General features: G+C 55.1%; 11 protein-coding genes and 1 riboswitch. Of the genes, 2 read left to right on the top strand and 9 right to left on the bottom strand.

Annotated features, from left to right (window positions below; genetic code table 11):
- Window positions 1–8 precede the first annotated feature (8 nt).
- Together RMR16_RS12085 and RMR16_RS12080 are read left to right on the top strand one after the other, a co-directional pair.
- Complete coding sequence (locus RMR16_RS12085) at window positions 9–1,349, top strand: nucleotide sugar dehydrogenase (RefSeq protein WP_320201437.1); 1,341 nt, start codon at window positions 9–11, stop codon at window positions 1,347–1,349.
- Window positions 1,350–1,365: 16 nt separating this feature from the next.
- Window positions 1,366–1,848: a class I SAM-dependent methyltransferase gene (locus tag RMR16_RS12080; protein WP_320201438.1), complete on the top strand. Its 483-nt coding sequence runs from the start codon at window positions 1,366–1,368 to the stop codon at window positions 1,846–1,848.
- A gap of 5 nt (window positions 1,849–1,853) precedes the next feature.
- Here the strand turns inward: RMR16_RS12080 and RMR16_RS12075 are convergent, their stop codons facing one another.
- The 9 genes from RMR16_RS12075 to RMR16_RS12035 all read right to left on the bottom strand — a co-directional run bounded on the left by RMR16_RS12075 (window position 1,854) and on the right by RMR16_RS12035 (window position 14,078).
- Complete coding sequence (locus RMR16_RS12075; RefSeq protein ID WP_320201439.1) at window positions 1,854–3,512, bottom strand: adenylate/guanylate cyclase domain-containing protein; 1,659 nt, start codon at window positions 3,510–3,512, stop codon at window positions 1,854–1,856.
- A 162-nt stretch (window positions 3,513–3,674) separates the two neighbouring features.
- The gene (locus tag RMR16_RS12070) at window positions 3,675–4,535 is read right to left on the bottom strand and encodes an MBL fold metallo-hydrolase (RefSeq protein WP_320201440.1); all 861 of its coding nucleotides are present in this window, start codon (window positions 4,533–4,535) and stop codon (window positions 3,675–3,677) included.
- Window positions 4,536–4,752: 217 nt separating this feature from the next.
- A complete protein-coding gene (locus tag RMR16_RS12065) occupies window positions 4,753–5,208 on the bottom strand; it encodes a cyclic nucleotide-binding domain-containing protein (protein WP_320201441.1) in 456 nt (151 codons plus the stop codon).
- Between the two features lie 43 nt (window positions 5,209–5,251).
- A complete protein-coding gene (locus RMR16_RS12060) occupies window positions 5,252–7,969 on the bottom strand; it encodes an ABC transporter ATP-binding protein (RefSeq protein WP_320201442.1) in 2,718 nt (905 codons plus the stop codon).
- Window positions 7,970–8,269: 300 nt separating this feature from the next.
- Complete coding sequence (locus RMR16_RS12055; RefSeq protein ID WP_320201443.1) at window positions 8,270–10,741, bottom strand: glycoside hydrolase family 2 protein; 2,472 nt, start codon at window positions 10,739–10,741, stop codon at window positions 8,270–8,272.
- Entirely contained in the window at window positions 10,738–11,724 is a 987-nt protein-coding gene (locus tag RMR16_RS12050; protein WP_320201444.1) for a DUF1839 family protein, read from the bottom strand. The genes RMR16_RS12055 and RMR16_RS12050 overlap by 4 nt, the downstream gene beginning before the upstream one ends.
- Before the next feature lie 7 nt (window positions 11,725–11,731).
- Window positions 11,732–12,640 carry an amino acid--[acyl-carrier-protein] ligase gene (locus RMR16_RS12045; protein WP_320201445.1) on the bottom strand — a complete coding sequence of 303 codons (909 nt, stop codon included), beginning with the start codon at window positions 12,638–12,640 and terminating at the stop codon, window positions 11,732–11,734.
- 5 nt (window positions 12,641–12,645) lie between these two features.
- Window positions 12,646–13,827, bottom strand: coding sequence for an acyl-CoA dehydrogenase family protein (locus RMR16_RS12040; RefSeq protein ID WP_320201446.1), 1,182 nt, complete (start codon window positions 13,825–13,827; stop codon window positions 12,646–12,648).
- Complete coding sequence (locus tag RMR16_RS12035; RefSeq protein WP_320201447.1) at window positions 13,827–14,078, bottom strand: acyl carrier protein; 252 nt, start codon at window positions 14,076–14,078, stop codon at window positions 13,827–13,829. Before RMR16_RS12035 ends, RMR16_RS12040 begins: the two co-directional genes overlap by 1 nt.
- Window positions 14,079–14,244: 166 nt before the next feature.
- Window positions 14,245–14,356, top strand: a riboswitch (TPP riboswitch).
- Window positions 14,357–14,386: the final 30 nt, after the last annotated feature.

Here is a 14,386-nt window from a genome sequence, read left to right as displayed (position 1 = left end):
AATCAGCTTTGACTTCCTCTTCAAACGCACAGCAACTTCTCGACCTCATCCAGTCCAAAAAGGCCACGGCGGGCGTCATCGGCCTCGGTTATGTCGGACTGCCGCTGGCCATGACCATCGCTCACGCCGGGTTCAAGGTGGTGGGTTTTGATATCGATCCCGGCAAGATCACCGCCATCGATGCCGGTGAAAGTTATATCGAGGCCGTGCCGCACGAAGTTTTGAAGACGGCCCGTGAGAATGATGGTTTCGTGGCGACGTGCGATTTCGCAAAGCTTGCCGATTGCGATGTCATCGCCATTTGTGTGCCGACGCCGCTGACGAAATATCGCGATCCGGACCTTTCCTACGTGGAAAATACCTGCCGGGAAATCGCCAAAACGCTTCGTCCGGGCCAGCTTGTGGTGCTGGAATCCACCACCTATCCCGGCACGACGGATGGTGTGGTCAAAACCATTCTGGAAAAGACCGGGCTTAAATCCGCTGCCGATTTCTTCCTCGGTTTTTCGCCAGAGCGGGAAGACCCCGGCAATCGTGATTTCCAGACCTCGACCATTCCCAAGGTCATTGCTGGTGAAGGACCGGATGCGGCTGAAGTGATGACGGCGTTTTATGGCTCTGTCGTCAAAACGGTCATTCCGGTCTCCACCAATGCGACTGCGGAAGCGGTAAAGATCACTGAAAACGTGTTCCGTGCCGTCAATATCGCGCTCGTTAACGAATTGAAGGTCGTTTACGAGGCGATGGGCATTGATATCTGGGAGGTGATCGATGCGGCCAAAACCAAGCCGTTCGGTTATATGCCGTTTTATCCCGGTCCGGGGCTTGGCGGGCACTGCATCCCCATCGACCCATTTTACCTGACGTGGAAATCGCGCGAATATGAATTGCCGACGCGCTTCATCGAGTTGGCCGGCCAGATCAACACTGCCATGCCGCGCCATATTGTCAGTCGGCTTGCGGAAGCGCTGGATATCCACCGCGGCAAGGCGCTCAGCCGTTCCAAGGTTCTGATCGTCGGGTTGGCCTACAAGAAAAACGTACCGGATATTCGTGAAAGCCCATCTTTGAAGCTCATCGAACTCATTCTGGAGCGAAGCGGTCAGCCGTCCTATTTCGACCCTTATGTGGCGGAAATTCCCAAGACCCGCGAATATGGCGATCTGCTGGGCATGAAATCCGTGGCTTGGGACAAAAAAACCATAAGCGATTTTGATGCGGTTCTGGTGGCGACCGACCATGACAATATCGATTACCAAAGCCTTGCCGAATGGTCGCCGCTGATTATCGATACGCGCAATGCCTTTGCGCGGCGCAGCATCGTCGCAAGCCACATCATCAAAGCCTGACGGAAGAAAGCAACAGATGAGCAGACTGGACAGCTTCATTCGCCGTTTGACGGCGCAGCGGGATATTCTCAATCACGTCCATGCCGATCTGAATATTCCTTCAGATGGTCCGGTTATGGAAATCGGACTTGGCAACGGGCGCACCTTCAACCATCTACGCGAACTTTTTCCGGATCGCCGCATCGTTGCGTTCGACCGGGCGATGGGTGCGCACGCGTCATCGGTGCCGGATGAAGACGATCTGGTGATTGGCGAAATCGCGCAGACGGCACAGGTCTATCTGGGTGTGGAAGCGGCGCTGGTGCATGCCGATATCGGCACGGGTTATCCGGAGAAAGACGCCGTTACGCTGACCTGGTTGCCGCAGCTTGTGGCGGGAATGCTGGCAAAAGGCGGTGTCGCGGTGAGCGGACTTCCGCTGGAAGAAAAAAGCCTCAACCCACTTCCCGTTCCCGCATCCGTTCCAACAGACCGCTATTTCCTCTACCGGAAACTATAGGCAAGCTACAAAAACTGCTGGCTTTCCGTCTCGGAAATCAGAAAAACCTTCATTTCCCAGCGTTTGCCACGGATGGGTATGGTGCGGCTTTGCAGCGCCTTGGCGTCGTGCCCTGACTGGATCATGACCGGTTCGGACACGACAATTGCTGTGCCGAATTCCTTGGCGACGGTTTCCAATCTGCTGGCAACATTCACCGTATCGCCGATGGCGGTCAGATTTTTGGCCGCCCCGTAACCCATGACGCCCACGATCGATGGACCGGCATGGATGCCAACCACGACCCGTAGTTTGACAGAAAACTGTTTTTCTAGTTCCTCGTTGAGCATATCGATATCGCGCAGGATAAGCGCGGCAGCCTTCAAGGCATCGCGGCTTGCGGTGTCCTTGTTGGCTTCAAGGCCAAACAGCGCCATAGCGCCATCGCCGATGAATTTATCAAGCCTGCCGCCCGCCTGCTCAACGGCCTGCCCAACGACGGTGAAGTAACGGTTGAGAAGAAACACCATATCGTAAGGCAAGCGCGCTTCGGACAGCGCCGTGAAATTGCGCAGGTCGCAGAACAGGACCGCGATTTCCTCTTCGCGGCCCGGGCGGATCGGCTCGCCGCTGGCGGGAATGTCGTTCTGTTGTTTGGATGACAGCAGCAAGGCAACATTCAGATTGTGCTTTGGCCGAAGCTGGCATCCTAGCCTGACATCTGAATCGGCGTGGATACGCTGGAGTGTTGCGCTTTCCATCGAGGAGGGTTCCGGCAATGGTCCTTCCGTATCGATAATCCGCACCCGGCAGGTGGAACATCGCCCTTTGCCGCCGCACGCTGAAAAATGGGCGACTCCACCCGAACGGCTGGCTTCCAGCACACTGAGGCCGATAGGCGCACGAACAAGCGCGCCGTGATCATAACGTATCTCAATGGAATTCGATCTCTGCCGCCAACTGCGAGCCCCGCGCAGAGCAAAAACCAGCAGAACAGATCCGCCGAATATCATTTTCGCCATGCTGGTGAATTGTTCGACCTTTGCTTCGATTTCCGCCTGATTGGCATGAATGGTGCGAGGCGGTGGAGGGTTCTGCTCCATAACCCTGCCCGCATCACTGAAGCCCAGCAGGGCGAGGATCGGCAAGAGCACGGCCACCGTCAGCAGATAGGGCGAAATCCTCTTGTACCAGTCGCGGTAGCGCAGCCAGAAAAATATGCCGAGACAGCCGTGCGCCCATATCAGCACCACGGCAAAGCTTTGTCGCAGGCCCAAAAACGGGTTGCGAACCCAGAAATTGTAGATGACGTTCTCGTATCCAATATCGATGCCGTAGAGCATCCGCGAGAGGCGAATGCTGGTGGCGTGATCGATGATCAAATAGGGAATAAGAAGGCCAATGATGATCTGAAGCGCTTCCCGCATGGGCATTTTGAGCGAGCGGCGCAGATAGATGGAGCGCAAGACCAGCACGATGTGGGTCAGCACCGAACCATAGAGTATCAGGCTGCTGAGGGGATTAAGCCAGACGAGGCTGAAGCACATGCGACCATATTCGGCAGCGTCAATCGAAACGAGCGCCAGCGCATGGTTCGAAAAGTGCGTGAAAACAAAGGCCAGCATGATGAGGCCCGACAGCAATCGTGCACGTCTGAGCGACGTTTCCGACACGATGTAAGCCATGCTCGCTGTCTCCGGGTTGTCTCTCGGTGGATCGCCAGGGAGACATCTCTGCTGGATAACCGCTCGCTGCTATACTCCCATGATTGAAAAATCAGAATAGCGCGGCGATCACGTCATCGGCATTTTTTAAGAGCGTTGCGACGGCCCGGTCGACGGTTGCCTTCAAAGGTCTATCGTCTGGCCATCCCGCGCTGCAAATGCACCGGCAAACTCCTTTTTGGCATCGGCATCGATAACATCCAGCTCATCATCGGTGCGAAAAGGTGCATGATGAATGAGACCAACGCTTTTGGCATTGGCCAGCTTGGCCAGACGGACGGCCTGTTGCCATGAAGAATGGCCGTAGCCTCGGTATGTTTCCATTTCGGCTTCGGTGAAACTTGCATCGTAGAGAAACAGGTCCACGTTATCGATCAGCTTCAAAACGGATTTGTCCGGCTTGGCCTGCTCATGTTCCGTATCGGTGATGATCGCGAAGCTGCGGCCCTGCCAGTCGATGCGATAGCCAATGGCATTTCCGGGGTGGTTGAGCATGCCGGTCGTGATGTTCAGATCGGGATGAACTGGTAGCACGTCCCCGGCCTTGAAATCTCTGGTGCTGATCTGCGCGCAGCAAATGTCGAGCGGTGCGGGAAACCATGGCGGACTCATGAATTCGCCCAGCATTTCACGGGTCGTCTTCTGTCCTGCCAGATGGCCAGACCAGATACGCACATCGTTTTCACGGTTGAAAAAGGGTTTGAAGTAAGGAAAGCCGACAATGTGGTCGTAATGGCAATGGGAGAAGAACATGTTCACGTCGCCAATGCCTTCAGCCTTCAGCGCCTGACCAGCCGGCAAAAGACCCGAGCCTGCATCGAACAGAAGAACGTGCTTTCCGCACCTCACTTCGATGCAGATCGTGTTTCCACCATACTTACGGAATTTTTCTCCCGATACAGGAAGCGTTCCCCGCGCACCCCAGATCTTAACCCGAAATTCCTGCTCACTGTCCCGACGCAGACCGTCGGAATTCAACGCCATGATACACCCCAAATTACATCACGGGCACTCTTTCAAGCTTCCTCCGCCAGAGCGCCGTTGCGTCCTTTCAGACGCCAAACAAGAGCCGCTGCTCCAACTCCCATGGAGCCGGCCCTTCTACTGTCTAGTCCTTACTCCGACCAGCATTTCAGTTTTATTACAATAGTACCACTTTTATTTTTCTGGTGACTGGTGGCTATTGAAAACACTGTTTCGTTTAAGCGTTGGAACCCGACCGTGCTTTGCTCAACTCTGTGGTCGTCTGCGTCAGACGTTCGGCCAACACGCGCATGACCTTGATTGTGACATCTGGGAAATCGGACATCAGCTTGAAGAATTGCTCCTTGCCGATCCGCAATGCCTCAACGGAGGTGGAGGCGCGAACGGTGGCGGTTCTGACACTGTCACATAGGATAGCGATTTCACCCACGATGGCGTTGCCGCTCATTTCGGTCAGCTTGATCTGGCCAGAAGGGGAGTCGATCAGAACATCGACCTTGCCCGTCAGAAGGACGTAAGCGGCATCACCGATATCGCCTTGCCGAAACAACTCGTCCCCGGCGTGGTAGGACACCCGGTCCGACGCAAAAGCGAGCAACTTCAGCTTGGATGGTTCCATCTCGCTAAAGAAGGGAACGCGTTTCAGCATCTGAATTTCGTCTTTGAAAAGCATTGCCTTTTCCTGTCCGTGTTCCTGATTGTTCACGCTAAGCCACTCAAGCCGCGATCATTTCCTTGAATGTACCGTTTTCTTCCACAAGAGTCTCGTATGTTCCATCGGCAATGATCGACCCCTGATTGATGACCACGACCCGATCGAACATTTTTGACAGCGCCGCGTTGGAAAGCACCCACAATATCGCAGGATTGGCGCCATTGCTTCTCAGGAACGTGATGACATTCTCAACAATTTCCTGCTGCAAACGATGATCAAGGCCGGGGAGAGGTCGGTTCAGAACATAATAGTCCGATTTTCGGATCAGTGCTCTCGCCAGATTGAGTTTCTGCCGCTGCAACGGCCCAAGGCGCTTGCCGCCAGCCCCAAGGTTGAATTCAAGCCCAACCGCTAGCACTCTCTCGTAAAGCCCTTGCTTTTTCATGGCATCGGCAACGATCTTTGTGATCCGTCGTGAGGCATCCGCATAACGATGGCTGATTTTGCCGAACAAAATATTGTCCAGAAGGCTGGTCGAGGCTGCGTATTTGCCGGGATCGTATGGCTCGATCCAGCTGCGCAAATCATCCGGCAGCTTTTCATGGAACATGTGCCGGACATCGACGATCTTCTGCATGACCTCTGGTGTCAGAAGGCCGAAACGCTGTCTTGGCTCGATATAGAAGAAGCTCAACCGCAACATTGCCCGCCGTTCTGCCTCGGTCGCGTCATTGTAGCTTTTGCCCTGAAGGCGTTGCAGCATCTGCTGGTAGCCCGGAATATCATCCGCTGTCATGAAGGTGAGTTGCTGGAAAAACGGGTGATCAGGCGGCAGATCGCTGAAGATTTCGACCACGTTTTCCGCAATCGTATACCCCATGTCGAACAGCGTTTGTGACAATCCGCTGCCGCGCATCAGCGAGCGGAAATAGTTGCTATCGATAATCATACGGCTGGCCACCGAGGCGTCCCGCATGGTTCCGAACATGATGTTTTCGCCAACCGTTGCCTCGGCATTGTAGCTGTTCGGCTCGAACGGAACGATGAGACCGCTGAGGTTCTCCTTCTCCAACTCGGTGCGCAGCGCCTGTCTCAGCTCCACAATCCGGGCGGCCAGATGCAGATCGGTCAGCGGATCGATGGAAGATCGCAGGGCAAATTCGAGAATATCCGGTGAAAGCTGAACCGTATCAAGAACGGCCAGCATCGACTTGAGGAACTTGTCCTCGTCATCGCTTCCAGACGGGCTGGATGCGTAATCTATCCAGTCGCTGTTGATGTCGATGTTCGGATTTTCGGCCATTTTGGCTTCACGGATCTCCCATTTGCGATGCTCCAACTCAGCACCGGCGTATTCGCGCGCTTTTAGGGGAGCATGTTTCAAGCCGTAGACAAGGTTTTCCTTGAGGCTGGCGTGGAAGAAATAGGTATCGCCAGACACATAGGATATGCGCCGGCCGGTGACGGATTCGGGCAATTCGTGAAGGTCTATGTCGCCGAGCGTGATCTTGCCTGAGGTTGGCCAGAGCGTGCGGCCAAGCGCATCGGCAAGAGCTTCCGCACCGGACGCGCCGACGATTGCGATGCTTTGCCCGGGATTGATCGTCAAAGAGGCATTATCCAGCAGACGTGTGCCGCTATCGTCATCCAGCGAAAGCCCGGCGATGACGATTGGCCCGGCAATAGCTGCCGCAGCTTCTGGAGAAAGCGCCTGTATCTTTGGGTCGATCATGCTTGGAGAATCGAACTGTTCGAAGACCTGTTCGTATTTGACTTGAACGTCCTGACGCGCCTGATCCCAATCGATCAGTTCTTTCAAGGGTCCGGGAAGTTCCTTGTATGCATTGATAACAGCCACGAGCTGACCGACATCGAGACTGCCTCTGAGCGTCAGATAACCGCCGAGCGCATAAAAGAAAAACGGTGTCAGCTGGGCAAGAAAGTTATTGATGAATTTGACGATGAACTTCCACTGGTACAGATCGTAGCGAATCTTGAAGATTTCACCGAGCCTGTGGGCCGCGTCGGCGCGCTCGTAATTCGAGGTGTCATAGGCGTGGATCGTGCCGATGCCGTCCACCATCTCGCCGATTCTGCCCGCCAGTTGCCGTGCGCCCAATTGGCGCTGCCTGCCGAGTTCGATCAGCCGACGGCGCATTTTGGGAATGATGCCGACCTGAATGGCGGCCATAAAAGCGGCGATCAGGCCAAGCCAGAAATTCTGGAAGAGAATGAAGAACAGGGCCGATAGCGCCTGTCCGCCCAGCAAAGCAGGCTGAACGAAGGCATCACCCGTAAAGCCGCCCAGTGGCTCCACTTCGTCCTTGATCATACTGGAAATTTCCGCGCCCTTCACCCTTTTGAAATGGCTGGGCGGGAACCGAAGGATGCGGTCGATTAGCTCGAAACGTATGCGGCGCAACAAGCGTTCGCCAAGGCGACCCTTGTAGGTATTGATGTAATATTTGAAGAGGCCATTGATGATGACGAGCGCCAGAAATGTCAGGCTCAGTCCCATCAACATGCCAAGACGCGTCAGTTCGATGCCTGGAAAAAGCGTGATCTTTCCAAGATAGGGAATATCCATGGTCAGATGCATGAAAAGCTGTGTGGAGTTTACGCCCTCAAAACCATCGCCCTGTATCGGTCCGTTGACGATCTGCTTGGGAAGATCGAAGGCCAGAAAATAGGGTATCATCGACAGGGCGACAATCAGCAGAATGGAAAGCTGCTGCCGTCTCGTATGCGTCCAGATATAGCGTGTTAAGTTTTTTTCCATGGAGGACTTCTATGCCTTGCAGGGCGAGATCAGGAGAAACAATCCTGATGATCATCTAAAAAAACAAAGCGGGATTTAAGGCGAAAACCGCTGACATTTTTCGCCTTAAATCCCGCTCTGGATCGAGGGTAGTTGATGTTTTCGATTGCGTCAAAGCCGCAGTTGCCTGTCGGGGATGCAGCTTCGAAAATGAACGCTGATGCGTGTTTTGCAGTGGAAAAAGCGTCATACGACACTGATGATGTCGTGGTTCGTTCTGTCACAAATATTCATGAATAGGCTGCGTTATAGCGTGTTTCGTCAAAAACGAAATACGTGGCTGCTTCCAACCGAGCGAATTTCACCCTGTGGTGCTTTTGTGTTTTGTAGGTCAAGAGCCAGAAGTTCCACCTGCTTGCCTTGACCGGGAGCCAGATGAAACCAGTCATCTGCGGGGCGGAAACCTTCCGTTTCGATATGGATAGATTGCGCGAAGCGGTCTGTGTTCAGATGCAGGAACCACCGATCATTGTCTTGCTTCAGTTCGGTTTGAAGCGTGACGGCCTGCATGACAGAGCGACGCCCGAGTGGAAAATGGAAGGCATCACCCAAAAGCGCGCCAGTCTCCGGCTCCAAAAGCCGTGCGACGGTGACGTTGTGAGAGGGCGGTCCGAAACGATAGGCATAGGTAGTGTCAAAAAATGCGCCGAACAAATCGGTTGCGGCGATTTTCAGCTTTTGGCGGGCATCCAAAGCCAGTGCACGCCTGCCGGTGACGACTGGCTGGAGACCATCCCGCAAGCATGTGATCTCTACCATCACATTGATATTTTGCGGTGTTTCATTGTTGAGATGAATATCGAGGCCGTTTGTGCCTTCGTCGATAAGGCGGATGTTCACGGGCCGGAAAGCACGTTTCAATCCATACCAAGCCGGTTTGGGTTCGCCGGTCGCGTCGATGACGCCCCAGCCGGGACCGGGCTGGAGATCTTGCAACGTCCATACCAACGCACCCTGGCAAGATGACCCATCACGCCGCCACTCAGCGAATGTTGCTTCCATAACCTCTGCGGATACGGCGCGGGAGAGGTCTAGATATTGGTCCGCGTCTTCGCGGCGCAAGGTTGCCGGGTCAACGTCGTAAAGCAGTTTCAGATAATGGTCGCGCACATCCTCGAAATCCCAGGACGCGCCTCTGTCACGCGGTACGCGGGCTTTCCACCGTGGGTCGTGAACCGGGCGGGCGGGCAAAAATTCGTCCAGCGTGGACTGTTGAGGGACATTGGCGAAGGCGAGGCACTCGCCTGCAAACCGCACATCGGCACGGCGGGCATCTTCAAGCGGTCGGCAATAGGCGCCGACACCGTAATAATGGCCGACCTTTTCGTTGGGGACAAAGGGTAATGCACCGCCAAAGGGTGAGTTCGGCACATAGGCAATATCCGGCCGTAAACGCCTGACATGGTCCGGAAGAATATCTTCCGTCAGCGGACCTTTCCAAAACTGTTCGGAAAGCCCCAGCATTGCGCCTTGCTGGTACATTTCACTGCCGCCGCACAACACGGCGAGGGAGGGCGACAGCGCTGTGGTCTTGAGAAGCTGCGAGATTTCTTTTTCGACATGGGCGAGAAAAGCCTCATCCTTAGCCGGGTAATCGAAATTGGCGAGCATCATGTCCTGCCACACCATAATGCCGAGTTCATCGCAAAGCGCGAAGAAATCCGGGGTCTCGTAGGCCATTGTGCCGCCGATGCGGATCATGTTCATACCCGCCTCAGCAGCGAGGCGGAGCCAGGGTTCGTAATCTTTGCGCTCACCGCCCAAGCGCACGATATCGGCAGTCGTCCACACCGCTCCCCGGCAGAAAATGGGCTGACCGTTTATCTTCAGCCCGAAACCTTTTCCGTCGGTGCCGGGATTGATCTCAATACGGCGAAACCCGGTTTTTCCTATGGAGTGGGTTTGTCCATCCAGGCGCAGGCTGAGATCGTGAAGCGCTGGCGTTCCATGGGTGGCGGGCCACCATGGTTCGATGTTTTCCAGCCACAATTCGCCTTCGAAGACATCCTCGCTGGTCGCCTGTAGCCTTGCCCAGCGGTCGGCGCAGCCGATGTCCATTGATCCAATATGGCGGTGGCTGCGAACGGACATACGCAGATGCCCCGTTCCATCAGCACCCAGCTCCGATTGAAAAGACAGGAGTTCGAACGCGGATTGGTTTTCGCGAATAAGCCGAATGGGACGCCATGGTCCAGCGGCATGGATTTCCGGGCACCAGCCCGGCATGTAACCGAGCGCGGTTGTTCTGATCAGCCGCAGGCCTTGAGAACTCATCATCTGTGGACGCCAGCGGGCGCGGGGGCCAGGTCTCTCCAGCCGTGGGGCAAGGGCGCGAAAGCAGATGGCAAGCTCATCCGCGCCGCTCAATTCAAAGGGCACGTCCAGCGCTTCAAACATGCTGGTGGCATGGGCGACCAGTGTTCCGTTCAGAAAAATTTCGGCAATCGTTGCCAGACCTTCGAAGCGCAGAATAGCCGGTCCGGTTTCGTCGGAAACGAGGGTCAGGCGATACCAGGCATCCTGATTGTTCAGCGGTTGTGGAAGAAGGCGATCAAATTTTCCGACGGTTTCCAGTGCTTGCGCAACAGTGCCGGGAACGGGCGCCGTGATGACCTCGACATCAAATGGAATATCGACCGGTGTGGTGAAAGCATGCGGCAGCGTTAGCGTCAGGGTCCAACCCTCGCTCAACAATTGCCCACCCGGCACATGCAAAGCGAAGGGCGCGGTCACGCCGCCTCGCTTGTTTTGCTCAGCGATGTCTCCAGTGCGCCCATCAACTCGTCCCAAGCCGTGATAGCCGGGTCAAGAACGGTCGCGAGTGGTTCGAACTTGCGACGGGCGATGGCGCGGGCAAGCTGGAACTGGACGGATTTCGCCACTTCCGAAATGCGAAGCGCGTGGCTTGCCGCCTCGCCGAACTGTTTGTCTCCACCCAGCCATTCCAGATGGGTGGCGGTCAGCTCGAAATTGGCGCCGAACTGGCGAAGCGTGTTGAAAGCATATTTGTGGAAAAATCCGAAGGGCCGGTCGGCCACTTTTTCCACCTGCCCCGGAAAGACCTCGGCGAAGGCCTTGATCGGATTTTGCTCGGGCCGTTTTGCAAAATGTAATGCCAAAAGCCGCAGCGCAATTGCGCGTCGTTCTTTATCGGACACGGGCTTTTCGGGAAATTTCGCGAATTCGGTGTAGGGCAAAAACGGAAGATCGTCTTGCGTGAGGTGGTGTTGGAAAATGCCTGAGAAATCATCACCCTCCAGCGCGTAGTAGCCGCCATTGTGGAAATATTCCAGCTTGCGGTTTGCCAAGTCCATGCGGTTGATGGCGACCGTCGTTTTGCCGTGTTCCTTACGATAACCCACACCTTGGGTATCCGGCATGTAGAAACTGTCCATTTCGATCAGGCAGATACGACCGCGCTGCAACTGTGTTGCGATATGGCTTTCCAGCCTGTCGAAAATTGCCAGTTCAGTGACGCGGATGCCATACAGCGCCTCAAGGTCTTCCAGCGGTACTTTAAAGAAAGTGAACTGGTCGCCCTCGAAATCCTGTGTCAGCGTAAAGCCGAGCATGGCTTCCGGCGGCAAACCGCTGGAGGCCAGAAGTTCGATCCACAGATCTACATAACAATTGGTTTCCGGCCACATCCGCTCAGATGCGTGGAGCTGGTGCGGAACATAGGTTTCAGCGCTCAGGGCCGGAAAAATGCTTGCCATCTCGTCTTCAGCCCCAAAGCACATCCCGAACCGGCTGCGGCCATGCATCCACATCCAGTCCATGTTTCGCAAACAGTGCCAGCGCAATACGCTCCAGACCAAAACCGACGCAGGCGGTGTGGGCCACAGTGCCGTTTGCGAGATTGAGACCCCATTTGGTGCCGAAAGCGTCCTGGTGGTAATTGAAGCTCATGCAGGCGGTCTGGTTGGTGGTCGATGTGACCGGGATCAGCAGTTCAAACTTCAAATTCTGGTCACGCTGGTTGTTGGCCAGCATCTTGCCCGCGCGCCCGAAGAACGGGTCGTTGGCGATATCGATCTTCACGTCGAGACCGATTTTTTCCATCATTGCCACGCCGCGATCCATCCACAATTGGCGGAATTCCGTGACATCTGCTTCCGTGCCCATGCAGACATATTCGCGCATACGGAACAGTTGCTGGCGGGCCGGATCCTTGGAAGGCTCATGGCGGAAGCAATAGGATTGAATGTCGTAAAGACCGCCGCCAGCGGGCAGGTTTCCGCGCTTGGCAATGGTGGGGTAAAGCGGGTAGCAGGCCGCAGGCGTCAAGACGATATCGGTCGCCTTCTGATCTTTCGTCCAGTCCGTGCCCTCGTCCATGCTTTTCAGCAGGCTGACATGATCCAACTCACAGCCGCAGAACGAATGGACCGTGCCCGCCAGTTGCGGGAAGCTTTTCATGTAACCGCTTTTTTCAAAAAAAGCGCGGTTAATGCCGGGCGGGAAGCGAATGGCTTCCGCCTTGTCCGGGCCGCCGACGGTGTCGATCAACCGTTCAAAAGCGACGATGACGTCTTCAAACTGGCCGCTGCGGCCATAAAGGCCGTCCACGCCAGTATCGATCAGCAGGCCCTTTTCGAACAGGCGATCGAGAAACGATGTTTGCATGTCCATGGTGCTTATCCTGAAAGGCTGGTGTCCTGCTTCTGAACAAGCAGGAGATGGGCGGAATTGCTTAAAATTCTGTCGTTTGAAATCATCAGCTGGGCGGAATGCGCATCACGCAAATGCCTGCCGAGGCTGTAAGGCGTGCCGTTCTTGTAGCCCATGATGCCGCAAATCAGCATGGCGTGATTGATGATTTCCAGAACCGTTTCGGAAGAACAAATCTTGACGTTGTTCATGGCAACGGCAAACCCCATCGACATCAGCTTGTCCGGATCGGACTTGGTATCGTCGTACGCTTTTAGACCGGCAATCACGTTGGATTTGACGATCTGAAGCTTGTTGGACACTTCCGCCAGACGGATAGCACCGGGTGGCGTGACGCCGGGTGATTTGCGGGCGGCTGCGCGAACGAAAGCCTGCGCCCGCAACACGGCATCTGCCGCAATGCCATACCACACACCGCTCCACAAAAGATGCGATGTGGCCAGCATGGATTGTGCCGCGATTTCTGCAAACGGCTTTTGAAAAATCTGTTCCGAAGGCGCCTTGCCTTTGAACAGGAAACCATCGGAACAGGTGCCGCGCATGCCAAGCGTGTTCCAGACATGCGTTTTTTCAAGACTATATTGGTCTTTAAGAAAAACCGTCATCACCTGATCGGCAGGTGCGGCATCCGCATGGGCGCGGGAGGTGATGAGAATGACGTCGGCTTCGCTGCCATAGGAAATGACGGTCGCGTCTTTTTCCAAAGAGCAATTGGCCCCGTCAACGTCAATGGCGCAAATGGAATTGCGCAGATTTCCGCCAATGCCGCCTTCGGTGGTGGCAGAACCAATGAGGAGCTGTTCAGCGGCCACACGGCGCATGAAGCCGGTGTGCCATTCGCTTGTCTCTCCGTGCTCCACCAGACTGGATGCCTTGATCTGGTGCATGGCGAAGATCATTGCCGTGGCCGAGCAGGACTGGCCAAGCGTGCAGCAAATATCGGCGATTTGCGTCAGACTTGCGCCTTCGCCGCCCAGATGCAAGGGAACTTGAATGCCGAGAAGGCGCTCAGCGCGCATGGCCTCCACAGCTTCTCTTGGGAAACGTGCGGCGCTGTCTACATCGTCAGCGTGTTGCGCGGCGATCGCCGCAACACGCGATGCGCGCGCAGACAGCGTGGCATTCGGTGGGGCGACAGACAGGTTCATCACGCCGCCTCTTTGCCGTCGAGAATTGTTTTCACGGTTTCTTCAATCGCCTTGATGCTGGCGAAAGACTTGCGGTTGAGCATATTGTCCGGGAACTCGATATCGAACGCGTCTTCTATGCCAAGCATCAATTGTACGGATGCGAAAGAAGAAAGTCCGGCTGCGTAAAGATCAGATTCGTCGGCGATGGTATCGATCGGTACCGGGAGTTGGCCGAATTTAGATAGTATTTCACGAATAGTTGAATTCATCTCAAGTAGTCTCCCTCGATCGGATGCTATCATAGCGCATTCTTCAAGTTACACCCTAAAAAATAACATCCTAATAAATGGCTAGGTTAATTTGGTGTAACCCAACGCGATTATGTGACTTCATCCACAGCATACTTGACAAAGTGGCATGGCCGGTTTCTGATTAGGCATTCACCAGGGGAGTCCCGTCAAGGGGCTGAGATACTGCTACAGCGCGCAGTGACCCGTTGAACCTGATCCAGTTCATACTGGCGTAGGGACGGTGCAAACGCGGGAAAAGCAGTTCGGCAGTGCCGAGCAACTGGGCC

Source organism: Agrobacterium sp. rho-13.3, assembly GCF_033957765.2.
In the GTDB taxonomy this organism is placed as follows: domain Bacteria; phylum Pseudomonadota; class Alphaproteobacteria; order Rhizobiales; family Rhizobiaceae; genus Agrobacterium.
Note: the sequence above shows the minus strand (reverse complement) of the source record. Positions and strands in the feature narration are given on the sequence as shown.